Origin of the sequence: Thermococcus sp. MAR1 (assembly GCF_012027305.1) — an archaeon.
Classification (GTDB): Archaea; Methanobacteriota_B; Thermococci; order Thermococcales; family Thermococcaceae; genus Thermococcus.
On the sequence record NZ_SNUF01000002.1, the window covers coordinates 211,121 to 229,235 of the forward strand.

General features: G+C 53.7%; 16 protein-coding genes and 1 pseudogene. 10 read left to right on the forward strand and 7 right to left on the reverse strand.

The genetic code is table 11. The features are described 5' to 3' along the window. Positions 1-4 precede the first annotated feature (4 nt). The 6 genes and pseudogenes from E3E25_RS09160 to E3E25_RS09185 form a co-directional block, all read right to left on the reverse strand. The gene (locus E3E25_RS09160) at positions 5-688 is read right to left on the reverse strand and encodes a hypothetical protein (protein ID WP_167892973.1); all 684 of its coding nucleotides are present in this window, start codon (positions 686-688) and stop codon (positions 5-7) included. Positions 689-738: 50 nt separating this feature from the next. Next, a complete protein-coding gene (locus E3E25_RS09165; RefSeq protein WP_167892974.1) occupies positions 739-2,022 on the reverse strand; it encodes an ABC transporter permease in 1,284 nt (427 codons plus the stop codon). Continuing rightward, the gene (locus tag E3E25_RS09170; protein WP_240910806.1) at positions 2,015-2,986 is read right to left on the reverse strand and encodes an ABC transporter permease; all 972 of its coding nucleotides are present in this window, start codon (positions 2,984-2,986) and stop codon (positions 2,015-2,017) included. Before E3E25_RS09170 ends, E3E25_RS09165 begins: the two co-directional genes overlap by 8 nt. Before the next feature lie 380 nt (positions 2,987-3,366). Then, positions 3,367-4,263: pseudogene (locus E3E25_RS09175) on the reverse strand (radical SAM protein); the annotation flags it as partial. 47 nt (positions 4,264-4,310) lie between these two features. Then, positions 4,311-5,012: a dihydroorotate dehydrogenase electron transfer subunit gene (locus tag E3E25_RS09180; protein ID WP_167892976.1), complete on the reverse strand. Its 702-nt coding sequence runs from the start codon at positions 5,010-5,012 to the stop codon at positions 4,311-4,313. After that, positions 4,990-6,222, reverse strand: a complete 1,233-nt coding sequence (locus E3E25_RS09185) for a dihydroorotase (RefSeq protein WP_167892977.1) — start codon at positions 6,220-6,222, stop codon at positions 4,990-4,992. Before E3E25_RS09185 ends, E3E25_RS09180 begins: the two co-directional genes overlap by 23 nt. A 415-nt stretch (positions 6,223-6,637) precedes the next feature. Here E3E25_RS09185 and E3E25_RS09190 point away from each other — a divergent pair, with 415 nt between their 5' ends. From E3E25_RS09190 to E3E25_RS09225, 8 genes are all read left to right on the forward strand, one after another. After that, complete coding sequence (locus E3E25_RS09190) at positions 6,638-9,037, forward strand: ABC transporter substrate-binding protein (RefSeq protein ID WP_370456678.1); 2,400 nt, start codon at positions 6,638-6,640, stop codon at positions 9,035-9,037. A gap of 180 nt (positions 9,038-9,217) precedes the next feature. After that, a complete protein-coding gene (locus tag E3E25_RS09195; protein ID WP_167892979.1) occupies positions 9,218-10,273 on the forward strand; it encodes an ABC transporter permease in 1,056 nt (351 codons plus the stop codon). 11 nt (positions 10,274-10,284) lie between these two features. After that, on the forward strand, positions 10,285-11,745 hold the full coding sequence (locus tag E3E25_RS09200) for an ABC transporter permease (protein WP_167892980.1): 1,461 nt from the start codon (positions 10,285-10,287) through the stop codon (positions 11,743-11,745). Between the two features lie 10 nt (positions 11,746-11,755). Next, positions 11,756-12,715: an ABC transporter ATP-binding protein gene (locus E3E25_RS09205; RefSeq protein WP_167892981.1), complete on the forward strand. Its 960-nt coding sequence runs from the start codon at positions 11,756-11,758 to the stop codon at positions 12,713-12,715. A gap of 10 nt (positions 12,716-12,725) precedes the next feature. Then, complete coding sequence (locus E3E25_RS09210; protein ID WP_167892982.1) at positions 12,726-13,733, forward strand: ABC transporter ATP-binding protein; 1,008 nt, start codon at positions 12,726-12,728, stop codon at positions 13,731-13,733. Positions 13,734-13,758: 25 nt separating this feature from the next. Continuing rightward, positions 13,759-14,241 (forward strand): hypothetical protein, encoded by a 483-nt coding sequence (locus E3E25_RS09215; protein ID WP_240910807.1) that lies wholly within the window; start codon positions 13,759-13,761, stop codon positions 14,239-14,241. Continuing rightward, a complete protein-coding gene (locus E3E25_RS09220) occupies positions 14,238-14,999 on the forward strand; it encodes an NAD+ synthase (protein WP_167892983.1) in 762 nt (253 codons plus the stop codon). Before E3E25_RS09215 ends, E3E25_RS09220 begins: the two co-directional genes overlap by 4 nt. A 9-nt stretch (positions 15,000-15,008) precedes the next feature. Beyond that, positions 15,009-15,878 (forward strand): EamA family transporter, encoded by an 870-nt coding sequence (locus E3E25_RS09225; protein ID WP_167892984.1) that lies wholly within the window; start codon positions 15,009-15,011, stop codon positions 15,876-15,878. Here E3E25_RS09225 and glnA read toward each other — a convergent pair. Beyond that, complete coding sequence (glnA, locus tag E3E25_RS09230; RefSeq protein WP_167892985.1) at positions 15,875-17,206, reverse strand: type I glutamate--ammonia ligase; 1,332 nt, start codon at positions 17,204-17,206, stop codon at positions 15,875-15,877. The two genes, E3E25_RS09225 and glnA, sit on opposite strands and share 4 nt — an antisense overlap. A gap of 220 nt (positions 17,207-17,426) precedes the next feature. Here glnA and E3E25_RS09235 point away from each other — a divergent pair, with 220 nt between their 5' ends. Then, on the forward strand, positions 17,427-17,834 hold the full coding sequence (locus tag E3E25_RS09235; RefSeq protein ID WP_167892986.1) for a DUF61 family protein: 408 nt from the start codon (positions 17,427-17,429) through the stop codon (positions 17,832-17,834). Next, complete coding sequence (locus E3E25_RS09240) at positions 17,834-18,115, forward strand: hypothetical protein (protein ID WP_240910808.1); 282 nt, start codon at positions 17,834-17,836, stop codon at positions 18,113-18,115. The genes E3E25_RS09235 and E3E25_RS09240 overlap by 1 nt, the downstream gene beginning before the upstream one ends.

An 18,115-nucleotide genomic window follows, 5' to 3' on the forward strand; every position in this document is an offset into this window, starting at 1 on the left:
AAGGTTATTTTCTCAGCTTCGGGAACTTTGAACGAAGTTTTTCGGGAGCTTTCTTGGCTTTCTCAACGGTTTCCTCGGTTTTCTTTTTCCCCTTTCTGGTGGCGAAAAAGCCCACCGTGGCTATAGCGTTCCTCAGCAGTATTCCACGGTTGTTTCTGGCTATGAACCAGCCAAAGAGCAGTCCAAAGGCTAGCCCGGCGAGCCAGAGGGAGAGGATGATGATGTTCACGCTCATGCCGCTTGGGCTGAGTGTTACCGAGAAAGCCTTGTATGCGAGCGCAAACGCCACAACGAAAATCGTTTCCAGCAGTATCGATAGCTTGGTGGCCATCCCGATTATTCTCAGAACCCTGCTATCTTCCGTGTACTCCTCTATGATTCTCTGGTCGTGGAGGCCGTAGATTAGGGTCTTAGTAATGTTTGCCCCGCTCCTGAAGGCGAGAAAGCCAAAGAATGCCGCGCTCCAGCTGGCCCCCCAGAGCTTGAGGAATGCCCAAGCCCCAACGGCTATCCAGGCCAATGTGTAAATCCTCTCGATACCCTTCTTTTCGTTCTCCGGTACGTCCACTCTTAAAACCTTCCTCCACGTCACCCCGGCGATGCTGCCAAAGGTTCTCATCAGAATCAGGGATAGGTTGATGAAGAGGAACGCCGTCAGGAATACGAAGGCCAATATCTCACGTATCATCGCTATCCCCGGTTATAAAAATGGGCGAGAGATAATTAACTTTTCTCCTCTTAACGCTCCAGGAAACGCCTTTCTATGTCCCTGGCTATTGCGACGAAAGAGAGTGTCATCAGGCCTATTGAGATGCCAACGGGCAGGACGTGCCACCATGAGAGCCTGTAAACGGTGTTCTCCCTTATGCTCTGGCTCATCAGCGTTCCCCAATTGAATCCTGGAACGACGTTGAAAAAGCCGAGAAGTGTTATCAAAGCTATTATTCCCGGGACGGTGAGGGCGAATTGGTAGAGTGTGTAGGGAATCAGCACCTTTGAGACATGCCTCGTTAGTATCCACCGTGAGCTTCCACCCAGGGCCTTAGAAGACTCGATGTACTCTTTTCTGAGCTCTTCATCCACTATTGAGCGTATGTTGCGGGAGAGGTCACCAACGCTGAGAATTCCGAGCACCACTGCCAAGAGGATTGGGTTTGTTGATATTGTGTACGTGTAGTCGTTGATGTCAGAGATTATTATGATGAGCCCTATCGCTACCGGAAGGAGTGGCATGACAGTTAAAAGGTGCGAGACAAAGTTGAGAGCCTTTCCAAGCCCACTCGATAGAACGCTGAGCATTCCGAATATCATTGCCAAGCCCATTGCGAAGAGGGCTCCGATAACCGCTACTGCAATCGTTTCCCTCATGCCCCACAGATATCCCGCCCATATGTCCCTGCCGAAGTTGTCCGTTCCCATCACTCCGTAGCTTTCCCCTTGGATGTATACCCTTGGAGTCGAGTTGTACTGTCCCAAAGGAGTAAGCACTATCAGGTACGTGCCTTTAACGGTTTCTGGGTTCAGAATGCAGTCCTTTTTGGGCTTGGAGAAAATTACGTTAAGACCGTTCCAGAAGAGGAGTTGGTCGGAGGTAGTTTCAATCCCGCACTTTTCTCTTGCGATCTCCCTGAGGACTATCGAATTCCTGAGGTTCAGCTCCCTGGGTATGTGGGTGTTCCACATAGTGTACTCGTTTCCCTCTGGATCCTTTATGGTTACCCGATAGCTTTCAAACCTCTCAAGAACGATTATTATGCCCTTGGGGGCAACCTTGTAGTGGAAGTCGTATTTGAACACGTAGGAACCGTTTTCCTTGGTTGCGGTCAGCCATTCGGTTTTGGGGAGATTGGTCAGTTTCCCGTACCACCCGGGCGGCACGTTCTTGGGATTGAGATGCCAGTAAAGAATGCTGTCCCAGTTCTCTATATCCTTGGGATTTACCCAACTGGGCCCTATCAGAGAAACCGCTATCATTGTCGTGATTACTATTACGGAGAGCGGGAGGGCCTTATCTTTAAACATCTCTCCTCACCCTTGGGTCAAGTTTTGAGTAGAGAACCTCCATCACGGACGAGTTTACGAAGTACAGGAACGCCATGACTAAGGCCACAAAAAAGAGGAGTTCTGGCCTGAAGACAAAGGAAAAAGCAACAACGTGAATTCTCCTCAGATAGCTCCACACGTAGTCATACTGCCTCCCCGCTGACGTTGCAAAGACGTAGCCTATGCCGTTGACGTTGAAGAGCTTCTCAACTGCCATTCCGTTTACCAGCAGGTTCAGGAAGTTGTAGCTTGTGAAGGTCAAAAACGACGGGAGAACCGTTCTCAGGAGCTTCTTCATTATTTTCCTGTCGGGAAGTCCCTTCAGCACGTCCGCGAAGAAGTGCTCCTCGTGCATCTCCTTCCTCACAAGCGTCCTCACGTTGAACGCATAGATCACAACGTTGGCGAAGGTCAGCGTGAGGACGGGAATCAGCATAGCGTTGAGATACGTTCCGAATCCCAACTCGTCGTTGAGCCTTGCCCTCGCTATGTAGGTCATGTAGTCTATGGTTGATAACCCGGTTCGCCACCAGAGTACCCAGATTAGAAATACTCCCCAGAACCAGCCCGGAATCGCGGAGAACACCGGGGCAAGGGTGGTCAAGATTCTGTCCGATCGTTTTCCGTTGTATCCCGCCTTAAGCCCCCAGTAGAGGCCGAGGACGAACACGAGCGCCATTGTGAGGGCGAGTACAACCATCGTCGTGAGGATGGCCCCCTCGGGACTTATCATGTACATCTCTATAAACTGCTCTCTGGCTTCACTTTCCCTGAACAGGGAGATGGAATATTCAAAGTACTCTCTGGTTTTCTTAAGTCCCTCTTCAAGCGTGAACGGTTTCGTCTGGATGAACGTGTGCCTGCTCCTCCACTCCCAGACCCTGTGCTCTGCTCCAGCAATTATCATCCCGGTTATGATGAGGGCAAGAAAAAAGTACGACAATGTTACGAGCTATGTATTTAATAGCCCGTGACATTCTATCACCTAACTTCATATCTGGGTTCGGAATTTAAACTTTTTGCTTGTTGGGGGTAATGGAAGTACTTTCTATGATGTTTTACCCACGTTGCTGGGACAAGGGTTAGATATCAAAGAAAATACTTTCTGTACAGTTCTTTTACCTCCTCCTCTCCAACGCCCTTTATCAGCACCTTCCCGCTTTTGAAGACCACAACTTCCGCATCGCCATCCTTAAACCGGAGGGTGCCGTTTTTCATTGTGTATCCAATCCTGCGGGAGCTCAGTTTCATCGCGAGCTCCTCAAGGCTCAGCTTCTCAAGGGCGAGCCTGAACGCCCCGTCGCAGGTTTCCTCTATCTCCGCCCGCTTCCTCTTCACTATCGGTGCCACGTCCCTGGCAACGCGCCTTGCGCTGAACAGCGTCAGCGGGTCCATCGTCCTGTAGATTGCGAGCTGGCAGCCGCTTATGCGGACGTCTATATACTTCTTCGCCCCCATTGCCGTTTTCAGATATTCCCTTATGCTCTCGGCCCTGTCAAAATCCAGCCCGGCTTTCTTAAGCCTCTCAACGTTCAGCTCGTGAATCGTCAGTGGCTGGAGCATCATCTCATCAATCCCGAGGGAAGCCGCCAACTCGGCTATCCTGGGTATGTCTTCGTCGTTTATACCTGGCATGAATATCGTCCTTACAACCGAGCGGACGCTTTTATCTGAGCTGACTATTCTAAGGGCGTTCACGACTGCGTCGAAGGTGTCGGCGTTGGTTATCATCAAATGCTTCTCTCTCGTTGAAGCGTCGAGGCTTATCATTACCAGGTCGAAGTCGAGCTTCTCCCAGAGTTCCTCCGTCAAAAGCGAGCCGTTGGTCTGAAGGTCGAGCCTCGCCTCCGGAAACCTCTCTCTAAGCATCTTGTTCACTTCAACTATCCTTTTGCTGAGCAATGGCTCACCGTACTGGGAGACTGTTATGGCATACGGCCCCTCCCAGCCATAGTAGCCGGGCTTTGGAGCCTTCCCGAGCTTGACCGCGACGTTCGAGTAACAGAAGATGCAGTCGTGGTTGCAGGCTGGGGTTAGCTCATAGCTCGGGTGGTGAACGGGATTTGGGTTGCTTAAATCGAGCCCCTGACAGCCCTGACAGTGAGTGGGGAACCTTAAGTCCATCACGAACTCCTTTAAGAGCCTCGCCTCCTCGTTCTCAAGAATATGGGGCTCCACACCCATGCTCCTCGCGAACTCCTCCCAGCTCATCCGTTTCATTCTCTCACCGGGGGAGGCAGAGAAAAGGGGTTTAAAAAGGTGATTGGTCAGAGCAGTCCCCTCAGCTGGAAGCCGCTGAAGACAGGGCCGTCCCTGCAGACGAGATACTTCCCGAGGTTGCAGGAGCCGCAGACGCCGATTCCGCACTTCATGTAGCGCTCAGCCGATATCTGGACGTTCTCGTAGTTCATAACTCTGAGTACCGCTTTCAGCATCGGCTCCGGGCCGCAGGCGTAGGCTTGGTCGAACTCGTTCTTTCTCTCCGCCAGCACATCGGTTGGAAAACCTTTCCTCCCGGCCGAGCCATCGTCGGTGGTGATTACCACCTCATCCACGTATTCTTCAATGTCCATCAGGGCCAGCTCTTCCTTCGAGCGGGCGCCGTAGATGAGCGTGATGCTTTCGAGATTCTTTGCCTCCTGCCTCGCGAAGGCATAGAGCGGTGGAATCCCTATGCCGCCGCCGACGAGGACCACTCGTTTCCCTTTCGGCTCGAAGCCCCTTCCGTACGGCCCGCGTATCCAGAGGTAATCGCCCTCAGCCAGCTCGAAGAGCCTTGAGGTGAAGGGGCCGACCCTCTTGACGACTATCAAATCCCCCCAGGCCAGGCTGAAGGGCTTCTCACCGACTCCGGGAAGCCATGCCATTATGAACTGTCCGGCATTGAATTCGAGCTTCTTATCGAAGCGGAAGGCCTTGACGTCCTTTGATACCTCCCAAACTTCCCTAAGCGCTACCATTTCCAGCATTTATCCTGACCCCCTCCGGCTTTCCCACGATCTCATCTTCCTCCATGACGACTTTTCCGCGAAGAATCGTCATTACCACTTTTCCCTTCAGTCTTCTGCCATTCCACGGGCTCCATTTTGCCTTCGTGTAGAACTCCTCCGGCTTAACGGTCCATTCCCTCTTGAGGTCTACCACGGTGAAGTCCGCGTCCTTTCCCACCTCGAACCCCTTGTTCGTTATTCCAAATATTTTAACTGGATTTGTGTGCATCTTCTCCACGATGTCGGAAAGCTCGAGCATCCCCCTGTTAATCGCGTCCAGAAGAAGGGCCACCTCAGTTTCCAGTCCGGGTATCCCTGCCGCGCCGGATTCCTTGTCCTCTGGCGTGTGGGGTGCGTGGTCGCTCGCTATTATTGGAATCCGGGAAAAGTTCCTCCAGAGTGTCCTTTGGTCTTCTTCGTCCCTCAGCGGGGGATAGACCTTGAGGAGCGGGTTCCTCTCGTAGTCCTTCTTCGTCAGGAAAAGGTGGTGGGGTGTAACCTCGAAGCTGACCCATGGGAGGTTCGCGGTCAGTACTGCATCTATTCCACCGGCGGTGGAAACGTGGCAGATGTTAAGGGGCTTTCTGAATTTCTCGGCGGCTTTCAGGGCCAGTTTTATGGCTGTTATCTCGGCCTCTGGCGGTCTTTCAGGTTTTTTTCGAATTATTCCAGCGTCTTCAGCATGAACGCTTACAATTCCTGGGATACAGCGATAATCGCTCTCAAAATGCTCGGAGAAGAGACCTCCCGTCGAAGCGCCCATGAAGATCTTGTAGAAATCCGCGTTCACCCTTTCGGCCTCTGTGCAGTTGTCTCTGACGAGAAAGCTCAGGGCGTAGTCGGCGTAGGCCCTCCCTTCAAACAGCGCTTTCCTCCGTTCAAACATCTCAACGTTCAAAATGGGCGGCTGGGTGTTGGGCATGTCGAAGACGGTGGTTATTCCCCCGTGTAGGGCTGCCATCGTGCCGGTTTCAACGGTCTCTTTTTTTCTCTGGTCAAAATCCCTCAAGTGGACATGAACGTCTATGAGGCCTGGAAGGATGAGATTCCCACGGCCAATTTTAATCCTTTCCTCTCCTTCCAATTCGCCGAGGGATATTCGAGAAATTTTCCCGCCAAGAATGCCTACGCTTCCTTCTATCACTTTCCCATCCTTTAAGAGCTTCCCTTTCAGGACAAGGTCGTACATAGCGCCCGCACTGGAATGGATACTAGCCCATTTTAAGTTTTTTGCATGGGTGCTCCTATGGAGTGATGCGGAACTGACCGCTAACGATTTTTGGGGCTTTCCCCAACCCTCTACCGTCCTAACATCGCCCTATCCGTTATGTTTACTGGACATTGGACAATTATGCCGTTTTTAACAACGCAATGCAATGATGAACATGTCAAACCTCTATACTTGGGTAATAGTGGCTCGTGGTGGCTCTGTTAAGCACACTACTTTTACAAGAACGTAACCCTTAAATAGGCTTTCAATGTATATCTTCATGCCATTATACACCATATGTGGCAACATTGCCAAAAAGTGAAGGAGGCAGTGGAGTATGAAGAAGGCTTTGGGATTGTTTATTATGGGTTTGATGTTGTTTAGTATTTTTGCCGTGCACCCAGTAAGCGCAGCGGACTACACTCCAAAGGACATTCCGCTGAATAGCGATGAGGCCAAGGCCCGTTTCAAGGCCGACCTCCAGTGGTACCTCAAGTACGGCCACTTCGTCATCAGCAACGGTCCGTACATGCTCGTCATGTACTCCCCGGAGAACCTCTACCTCAAGCTTGAGAAGTTCACCGGCCCGAGGAAGATATTCACCGACACTCTCCCGAAGGACGGTTACGCCGACGTTATAGAGTACCAGGGTGTCCAGAACCCTGAGAACGTTATCCTCCAGATCGCCAAGGGTGAGTACGACCTCGGTATGTTCTCGTTCCCGGCTGGAAAGTACCAGGGTCTTGGTGAGGATGTTCTTGCCAACCTCAACCTGTACAAGAGTGCCAGCTCCTACAACGAGCTGACCTTCAACACCTACCACGACCCGGACAAGGACGCTCCGATCGTCACCGTTGGTGACAAGGTTTACTTCAACCCGTTCGCCATCAGGCAGGTCAGGTTCGCCATGAACTGGCTCATCAGCAGGGACTACATCGTCCAGAACATCTACCAGGGTAGCGGCGCTCCAATGCTCGGCTGCATAAGGCCCAGCCACCCGGCCGACAAGTACTTCGAGCCGGTTTACAAGGCCCTCGGCCTCACCGGTGCAGGCAACGAGGAGCTTGCCCTCAAGCTTATAGCCGATGCCATGCAGAAGGCCGCTCAGGAGGTTGCCAAGTACGGCCACACCCTCGAGAAGAAGGAGGGAATGTGGTACTTCGATGGCGAGCCGGTTACCATCAAGTTCATCATCCGTATCGAGGATGAGAGGCACGAGATTGGTCTCTACGTCGCCGACCTGCTTGAGAAGAAGGTCGGCTTCAAGGTTGACAGGCTTGAGTGGGACAGGCAGAAGGCTGGCCAGGTTGTCTTCGCCAAGCCGCCGAGCAACTACGAGTGGAACATCTACACCGGCGGATGGGGTACCAGCGGTATTCCGAGCGTCTGGATTGACGATTACACCGCCTGGTTCTACGCCGCCTGGTACGGATACGTTCCGGGAGCAGTTGATCCGAAGCACATCAACACCGTCACCGTTGAGGACGCCCTCAAGTACCTGGGCGACGGCGACGCTAACGCAGGCCTCCAGAAGATTGGAACCCTCTACTACAAGAGCGCTGACAGCCTTGGCCCGATGCTCAAGTGGACCGAGGAGGAGCTCACCTACCTGCTGACCTACTTCACCACCAAGGGAGCCAAGGGCACCCCGTACATCCACGACGACCTCATCCCGGACGAGCAGATCAAGATAACCACCGCGGACCAGTACTGGGACCTCCAGAAGATAAGCATGCTCATCGGTATCCTCGAGAGCGAGAGGGTCTTCCTCATCGAGACCTGGGAGTTCTACCCGGCCAACAAGCAGAGGGTTACCAGCATCAAGCCCGAGGCCAGCACCGGTATCGGCCAGCGCTGGAGCATAATGACCGCTGAGACCCCTGACAAGCACCTTAAGATCGCCCAGTTCGCCTCAACCGGTGCCATGTTCATGAGCGCCTTCAACCCGGTTGGCGGTCTGAGCGACGTTTACTCCGTTAGGGTCTGGAACCTCATCAGGGACTACGGTGCCACCACCAACTTCGACGGTATCGTCAGCCCGTACAGGTGCAAGTGGGAGCTCGATCGCGGTCACTTCACCGTTCCGGACGACGCCGTCATCTACAACCAGACCCAGGGATGGATTGCCGCCAACGCTGGTAAAGAGGCCGTCGTTAAGGTCAAGGTCACCTGCGACTTCGGCGAGTGGCACAACGGCGTTAAGGGCAACATCGACGACCTCAAGTACTACATAGCCTTCCTCTACACCTGGGCCTACCAGGACGGTGCCGACGACCCGTACTACGACAGCTCACTCGGTGGAACCGCTGGAACGCTCTCCAACATCCTCGGCTGGCAGTGGACCGATGACGGCTACATCGTCTACGGTACCTACGAGCACCCGCTCGCCGACGACATGACGGCTGGCTTCTACGTGTTCTACCCGCAGCTCCCGTGGGAGCTCTACTGGGCCATGGGCGAGCTCGTCGCCAAGAGCAAGGAGTACGGCATTGACAAGACCTACTCCTTCAGCAGCGGTGCCGAGGGAGTCCTCTGGCTCGACCTCCTCACCAAGGAGCACGTTGACGACCTCGCCAACGTCATGCTCAAGATCTCGGGCCTCACCTGGGACGACATAACCAAGACCACCACGACCACCCAGCCGCCCACCACGACCACCAGCAGCCCGAGCGAAACCACCACGACCACCAGCCAGCCACCGCAGGGTGGAGGCAACACGACCACCTACGTCATCGTCGGCCTGGTGATAATCATCATCGCCGCGGCCGCCTGGTACTTCACCAAGAAGAAGTGAAGTAGTTTCGTTCTTTCCCCTCTTTTTTGAAATTTTGCCCGCGTTTCTGACGGTTCTTTCCAGGCTTCATAGTGCACTTCTATGAAAATGTGCACATCTATGCAGTAAGATATATAAAGCCAGTTTTACAATGCTGAAAAAGATACATTAAACACGAGCAACCTACGTGGGGGTGGAAAAATGGGGTATCTGAAGTATCTGGTGTTTAGGATCCTGAACGCCATTCTCGTTCTGCTTATAGTGACGTTTATTATCTCGGCACTCTTCGTTAAGGTTGCCGAGGAGAGCAACAGATCAAAGATGTACGAGGAACTGATGATGTGGGAAAGGACAGAGGGTGCTAAAATCAAGCAGAGTCAAGGTTTGGAGGCCTTTGAACAGGCCAAGGCCGCAAAGCAGGCATCTCTTGAGGAGAAATACGAGCTGAACATCCCCTACTGGCAGAAAGTTTACAAGAAGGCTTTGCGTACATTGCGGCTGGACTTTGGAACGACGAGCATGCCAATCTTTGGAACCAACAACGTCTCGGACATTATCAAGGTCGCCGTTCCCAGGAGCATCCTCCTGTTCACGACGGCGACGATAATAGTCATCATACTCGGTATCTTCCTTGGAGTCAGGGCGGCAAGACAGGCGGGCAGCGTCTTCGACAGGGGATTGTCCATCTTCGCGCTGCTCACCTACAGTCTGCCGATGTGGTGGACCGGAATGATGTTCCTCCTGATATTCGCCTTCAAGCTCGGCTGGTTCCCGCTCAGTTCAATGTTCGACCCACAGCTCACCGGCTGGGCCCACGTTAAGGATGTCCTATGGAAGCTCGCCCTTCCGGTGTTCACCTACGTCTTCGTTGTGTTCGGCGGTTGGGCATGGACGACCAGGAACATCATGATAGGAACCCTCCAGGAGGACTTCATCATGGCCGCCAAGGCCAAGGGTGTCCCCGAACACAAGATCATCTACGGCCACGCCCTCCGCGCGGCAGCGCCGCCGATAGTCACCATGATCATCTTCGCCCTCCTCGGTTCGCTCGGAGGTGCTATCATCAGTGAGCTCGTCTTCAACTACCCCGGAATGGGCAGGCTCTACTGGGTCGCCCTCCAGCAGAACGAGACCAACCTCCTCATAGGGCTGACGTACTTCTTCACCGTGCTCTACCTGACGGGAGTGGTCCTCGCGGACATGATCTACGGATTCCTCGACCCGCGTGTCAAGGTCGGTGCTTCCGCCAAGATGTGAGGTGATTCGCTATGAGATGGGTCGACGTCAAAGAAGGATTTAAGGAATTCCTTGAAGAGTTTAAGAGGGAGAAGACCGGCATAGCCGGTGTTATTCTCCTCATCATCCTTGTCTTGGTTGCACTCACGGCCCCCTACACGACTATGCCCAACCTCCCCGAGAAGTGGAGAAGCTCCGCCTACTGGGAGGACAACCCAAAGAACGTTCCTCCGAGCTGGTACAACATGTTCACCTCCCAGAAGCTCGTTCCACAGGAGGTTTACTACGCCAACGACCTCAAGATCAGCCACCCGAGCGACACAGTGACCATAGTTGAGGCGGATTACCAGTTCCCCGATGGTTATATCCTCGGTCCCCAGGGAATCATTATCAGGGGTCTGAACGTCACGCTGAACGCTCCATCCCAAGTACCGACGATGGACATATACCTCCTGAGACCCGACGGGAAGAGCATTCCCCTTCTCAAAAACAAGCAGCTCAGCTCCGGCACCACGATCTCCATAGGTAGGGACAGCACAATCTCGACCAATGTGTACATCTGGCTCGTGAACGTTACTGAGGGCAGGGAGATAACTATGTTCGAGGTTCCCCTTGAGACGATCCTCATCAGCGACATGGTCGCCCCGATGTTCGCCAAGGTCGAGCCGGGCATGAACGTGAGCGATATCATAGGCAACCCACAGCCGCTCAACGGCCAGTACAAGCTCATAATGAAGATCAACAACCCCGCTCCAAAGCAGAACCAGGTTATCTACGACAACCTCAAGGTCACCTTCCTCGGAAGAAGCTACGGGACTATGGGTACCGACTACCTGGGAAGGGATCTCTGGGCAGGAATCATCTGGGGTAGCAGGGTCTCCCTGACAATCGGTGTCCTCGTCTCGGTTCTCAGCACCATAATCGGTCTCGTTTACGGAGTCACCAGTGCCTACCTGGGAGGAAACGCCGACGAGTTCATGATGCGTATCAACGAAATATTCGCTTCAATACCGAGCCTGCCGATACTTATCCTCATAGGAGCCACTCTGGGACACGTCACCCTATGGTTCATAGTCGTACTGCTGGTCATATTCGGATGGATGGGAATAGCAAGGATTGCGAGAAGTATGGCACTCCAGATCAAGGAGCAGACGTACATCGAGGCGGCGAGAGCCCTCGGTGCCGGCAACGGAAGGATAATCTTCAAGCACATTCTCCCACAGCTGCTCCCGTACGCCTTTGCTGTCATAGCCCTCAGCGTTCCGGGCGCGGTTATAGCAGAGGCTTCACTGAGCTTCCTCGGTATAGGTGACCCGAGCGCAGTAACCTGGGGACAGATACTCAACGCGGCCCAGGCGCAGTCGGCGACGACCAAGGGCTACTGGTGGTGGGTCCTTCCACCCGGGCTTGGAATCGCTGTCGTCGGCCTTACCTTCGTGCTGATAGGTACGGCCCTCGATAAGATACTCAACCCGAGGCTCAGGAGGCTGTGAGGTGGTATAAATGGCTAAGAACGTGCTCGAAGTTAAGGACCTCAAGATGTATTACTTCACCAGCAAGGGTGTCGTCAAGGCCGTCGACAACATCTCGTTCAACCTCAAAAAGGGTGAAGTGCTGGGACTTGCCGGTGAGAGCGGATGCGGCAAGTCCTCCCTTGGTTTTACCCTTATGGGAATGCCGACTCCTCCGGGCAAGATCGTCAGCGGCAGTGTGAAGATTGACGGAAGGGAGATAGTCGGCCTCCCGGAGGATGTCCTCAGGAAGGAGATTCGCTGGCAGAAGATATCAATGATATTCCAGGGTGCAATGAACGCCCTCAATCCGGTCTACACAGTTGGCTATCAGATGACCGAGCCGCTCATGCTCCACAAGGGAATGAGCAAGGATGATGCCCTTGACAGGGCTCAGAAGTACCTCGAGCTCGTCGGTCTTGACCCGGAAATAGTTTACCGCTACCCGCACGAGCTCTCAGGTGGTATGAAGCAGCGTGTCATCATTGCAACCGCCCTCCTGCTTGAGCCGGAGGTCGTTATCGCGGACGAGCCGACAACGGCCCTTGACGTCGTTGTTCAGGCGCAGATCATCAACCTCATGAAGAAGCTAAAGAAGGAGCTCGGCCTCTCGATGATATTCATCACCCACGACCTTAGTATACTCGCCGAGATCAGCGACAGGGTCGCGATAATGTACGCGGGTAAGATAGTTGAGATAGGCGACAGCGAGAAGGTCTACTACGAGCCGGCCCATCCGTACACACAGAAGCTCCTCGCGGCAATACCGAGGCTCCACGAGGACGTTGAGAAGCTGGAGTTCATCCCAGGACAGCCGCCCAACCTCATCACGCCGCCGAAGGGATGCCGCTTCCACCCGAGGTGCCCCTACGCAATGCAGGTTTGTAAGGAGCAGGAACCCGAGCTGAAGGAAGTTGATAAGGACCACTACGCCGCATGCTGGCTGCTGTGAGGTGTGAGAAATGGCGGAGCCGATACTTAAAGTTGAGAACCTCAAGAAGTACTTCCCGATCAAGAGGGGATTCATAGACACGATCAAGGGTGCCCCGCAGAAGAAGGTCCACGCGGTGGACGGCATCAGCTTTGAGATATACAAGCAGCAGGTCTTTGCACTCGTCGGTGAGAGCGGTTGTGGTAAGTCTACCACAGGGAAGCTGATCGTTAAGCTTCTCGAACCCACTGACGGTAGGATATACCTGGAAGGAAAGGACGTCACGGACATCAAGACCAAGGAGGAAATCCTTGACTACAGAAGGCACGTGCAGATAATATTCCAGGACCCGTTCAGCTCGATGAACCCGAGGTTCAGGATATTCGACATCCTTGAGGAGCCGCTCCTCATACACGGCATAGGTGAAACCAAAGCCGAGCGTGAGGAGCTCATCTACAAGGCCCTTGAAATGGTTAAGATAACCCCACCAGAAGACTACGTCGGCAGGTTCCCGCACATGCTCTCCGGCGGTCAGAGGCAGCGTGTCGCTATAGCCAGGGCACTGATACTCAACCCGACCTTCATCGTCGCCGACGAGCCGGTCTCGATGCTCGACGTTTCAATCCGTGCCGAGATCCTCGAGCTGATGAAGGAGCTCAAGGAGAAGATGGGCGTCACCTACCTCTACATCACCCACGACATGTCAACGGCAAGGTACTTCGCCGACTGGATGGCGGTCATGTACCTCGGAAGGATAGTCGAGATGGGGCCGGTCGAGAAGGTCATTGACAACCCGCTCCACCCGTACACCAGGGCACTACTTGCGGCCGTTCCAGAGCCGAAGCCTGAGCGCAGGAACATCATCAAGGAACTGCCGATCAGGGGTGAGGTGCCCAACGCCGTCGACATTCCACCTGGATGCCGCTTCCACCCGAGGTGTATCTACGCCCAGAAGGGACTCTGCGACACCAAGCACCCGCAGCTCGTCGAGTACGAGCACAACCACTGGGCCGAGTGCCACCTCGTTGGCAAGTACTGACCCCCTTCTTTTCTTTCTCTAGGTGATGCCAATGGGAACGCTAAGGGATGCTATGGGTTATCCTCTTCTGAGGGTTGGACTGATAATGCTAATCCTCGCCTTGCTCATATCAATCGCGGGTTTCTATCGCGTTGACAAGTCCTACTCCTCCAGCGGAACCCTTGGTGAGGGCATGCACTACCTGGGCAACGACAAATTCGAGAGTGAGTACCTGTACCACAATAGGACCCTCGTTCTCTATTCCTCCAACGCGAACCTTTCCCTCCTTCAGGGGACCGAGATGATCAACTACACGCTGGTGAACCGCGAGATAACGCTCCATCCAACGGAGAGACCGGTGATATATGTTTTTAACGGGAGCGTAAATTATACTTACAGTGCAACTGCCATTGACTACCCCTACGCTGTCTACTCCCTCTTTGCCTTTGTTCTGATGCTGGTAGGGGTAGTCATGGCGTTCCTGGGGTACTCCCAGTTCCTTAGGGACGTGAAGGAGGGTAAGAAATGAGGGAGCTTGATTACGGCGCCGCCGTTGAGAGGATAAAAGAGTTCATCCGTGAGAAGGTCGAAGGAGCCGGCGTTGATGGTGTCGTCGTCGGGATAAGCGGGGGCATAGACAGCGCTACAGTTGCATACCTCGCCGTAAGGGCACTTGGAAAAGATAAGGTTCTCGGCCTGATAATGCCGTACTATGAGAACAGCGACCTTGAAGATGCCAGGCTCGTTTGCGAGAGCCTGGGGATTGAGTACAAGGTAGTCAACATAAAGCCCATCGTCGATGAGTTCGAGAGGGCCGTTGGAAGGCTCGACACAAAGAGCAGGGGAAACATCATGGCCAGAACGAGGATGGTCCTTCTGTATGCCCACGCCAACGCCATGAACCGTCTCGTCCTCGGAACCAGCAACAGGAGCGAGTTTCTGACGGGATACTTCACGAAATGGGGTGACGGTGCCAGTGACTACGCCCCCCTCATAAACCTCTATAAGACAGAAGTATGGGAGATAGCAAAGCTCCTTGGAGTTCCGGAGAGGATAATCACAAAGAAGCCCTCAGCAGGACTGTGGGGGGGACAGACGGACGAGGACGAGCTCGGGATAAGCTACCGCCTCCTTGATGAGATACTCTGGCGCATGGTTGACCTTGGAATGGAGAAGGATGAAATAGCGAGGGAGCTTGGAATAAGCATCGAGAGGGTCGAATACGTCGAGAGACTTGTGAGGGGCAGCGAGCACAAGCGTCGCTTACCGGTTGGCCCCGTCCTCTGAGGTGAGCCCATGAAACGAGGCTACATTTTCGTTTTTCTAGCCGCCTCCATGTGGGGGACGCTGGGCATATTCGCCAAGTACCTCGACGGCTTCGGGATGACACCCTTTACTATGGTGTTCTATCGCGTTTTCTTCGCCGTAGTTCTGCTGGCGGCCTATCTTCGCTTCAGAGGTACCGGATTCTCCCTCGAACGCTCCCGCCTTAGGTTCTACGCCCTCTACGGCTTCTTCAGCATCTTTCTCTTCTACACGCTGTACTTCTACACAGTAACGATATCATCGGTATCCTTCGCCGTTCTGCTCCTCTACACCGCCCCTGTGTATTCAATAATCTTAGGCAGGCTGGCCTTCAACGAGCCCATGGTGAGGGAGAAAATCGCCGCCCTGGCGATGGTTATGCTTGGCGTTCTCCTCGTGAACTGGGGGGACATGCAGTTCTCCACCAAGGCGCTGATATTTGGACTGCTAACCGGTCTAACCTATGCTCTCTACGGCGTTCTTGCGAAGTTTGCTGTTAGGGACGATGAGCCCGAGAAAGCGCTCTTCTACACGCTCCTCTTTGGCATGCTGTACCTCCTGCCCTTAACGGACTTCTCGGTACCATCGGGCGCAGTTCCGTATCTGTTTGCTCTGGCGTTCTTCCCGACATTCCTGGGGTACATACTCTACAACCACGCCCTAAAGGAGATTGAGGTGAGCAGGGCCAGCATAGTCGCCACAATTGAACCGGTGGTTGCGATAACCCTGGCGTTCCTGCTCTTCGGTGAGACCCTCACCTTCGAACAGCTAATCGGGGCTGGTCTTATAATAGGTGGCTCGACGCTGGTGCACCTGAAGGAGAAAGAAAAGCCTGAGGAAGTGCTCGAAGAGATCCACTAGACGTGGAAGTACCTCTCCAGCTCCCACTCGGTTACCTTCTTTGTTCCCTTCGGGAGACCCTTGGCGCCGAGGTATTCTAGGTATCCCTCCCACTCGCGCTCCTTGTAGCTCATGAAATTCCTGTACGCCCCTCCCAGGGCTTTCCTGACAACTTTATCTCCCTTCAGCCACTCCAGGGCTTCACCGAGGCTTTCTGGAAGCGTGTCTATGCCGAGGTCCTCACGCCGGGAGTCGTCCATCTCGTAGACGTTTTCTTCCACGTATGCCTTTGGTTCGATTTTCTTTTTTATACCATCCAGCCCTGCCATTAGTATCGCGGCAAAGGCCAGATAGGGGTTGGCGCTTGGATCCGGGCAGCGGTACTCTATCCTGGCCCCGTTGCCCCAGAAGGCTGGAACCCTTATCAGTGCGCTCCTGTTCCTGTATCCCCAGCTTATGTATACCGGGGCCTCGTAGCCGGGAACGAGGCGCTTGTAGCTGTTCACCGTCGGATTCGTTATCGCCGTCAGGGCTTTCGCATGGGTGAGCAGGCCACCGAGGAAGTGAAGCGCCGTTTCGCTGAGCCCATCGTCACCGACGAACGCGTTCTTCCCGTCCTCCCAGAGGCTTATGTGAAGGTGCATTCCGTTGCCGGGAAATCCATAGAGGGGTTTGGGCATGAACGTGGCGTAGAGACCGTGGACTTCGGCAGTAGCCTTCACTATGTGCTTGAAGCTGATTATGTTGTCGGCAGTTTTGAGCGCTTCGTCATAGCGGAAGTCTATCTCATGCTGGGCCTTTCCAACCTCATGGTGGAGAACCTCCGGAACGAGTCCGAAGGCTGACATGTGGAGCGCTATCTCCCTGCGTATGCCCCTGGCTTTGTCGAGAGTAACCAGGTCGAAGTAGCCGCCGCTGTCGGGTATCTGAAGCTCCCAAGAACCGTTCTTCCTGAAGAGGTAAAACTCGGGTTCTGGCCCGATATACGCCTTGAATCCTGCCTTTTCAAGTTCTTCAAGGGCATCCCTTAGGACGCCCCTCGGGTCCGCGGGATAGGGTTTATCTCCCTTGTATATGTATCCGTAGACCCTGGAGACACCTTCCCATGGGGCTTCGGCGTAGGTTGAGGGGTCCGCTTTGAAAATTAAATCGCTGTCCTCTATCCCCTCGAATCCAGGAATGGAGGAGCCGTCAAAAGATATCCCTTCTTCTATAGCTTCATCGTATCTCTCTATTGGAACCTCCATGCCCTTCGGAACGCCGTTGATGTCCACGAAGATGAGCTGGAGGAACCTCGGACCCTTTGATTCAAGTCCACCTCTCACACCGAACGTGCTCAAATCGTTCATCTTTATCACCTATTATTGCTTAAATGTTCATTATTAGTGCCATTTTATTGAACGATTAATCCAATAAAAGCCTTTCCACTGGATTTTTGTCATTATGACGACGGTGCGCCTGAATCCTTCTTTGATTGACAAGAAATTGTCATTCTATCTGCCCTTCCTGGCAATTTTTAACAAGTTAATGTTAAGCAAAGGTTTATTGGATTCGCGAGTAGGCACGAACATGCCGAGGGCAGAGGACATACTAAACAGGGAGATAGCCAGGGTGAACCTCCACCTTCCCGCCAGCAGGCCCACACTGGAGGAGTTGCTCAACGAGGATGAACCCCGGGTCAGACTGAGGGATGGGAGCTATCACTACTTCAAACGCTCCGAGCTGGAGTACCTTCTCTCCCTCCTCGATAAGGGTGAGGAGGAGCGTCTCAGGATACCCATAGTGCTGGAGATAAGCACCCTCTACAGGGGGTATTTTAGGGTTAGGGGACGAGTGGAGGTTAAGGTCATGGACAAAATCCTCGGTACCTACGATATCCTGGAGGAGAAGGCGGAGGAGCTGTATCCTAGGTACCTCCTTCCGAAAATCAGAAAAGCCCTCCCGACGACAACGACCTACGCCTTCGTAACGGAGTGATGGGTATGGACGAAGACCTGAGGGTGTTGAGGGACTACTTGGCCTTCACGGTTCCCCACGTCACGGTGCTCGCAGGAGCACTTCTGGGGGTTCTCCTGATACTGGGGATTAGCGTTAACACCGCCTTGGGGATATTCGCGATATTCTACGGCTTTATGCTCTTCGTGCTCGGTCTCGTCATAGGGTCCCACTTCTCCAGGCTCCTCTGGTACAGGCTCATGATGGCCGCCTTTGCAGGTTTGATGGTTGTGGGTGCCCTTATTCTGCTCTATGGAGAGTAG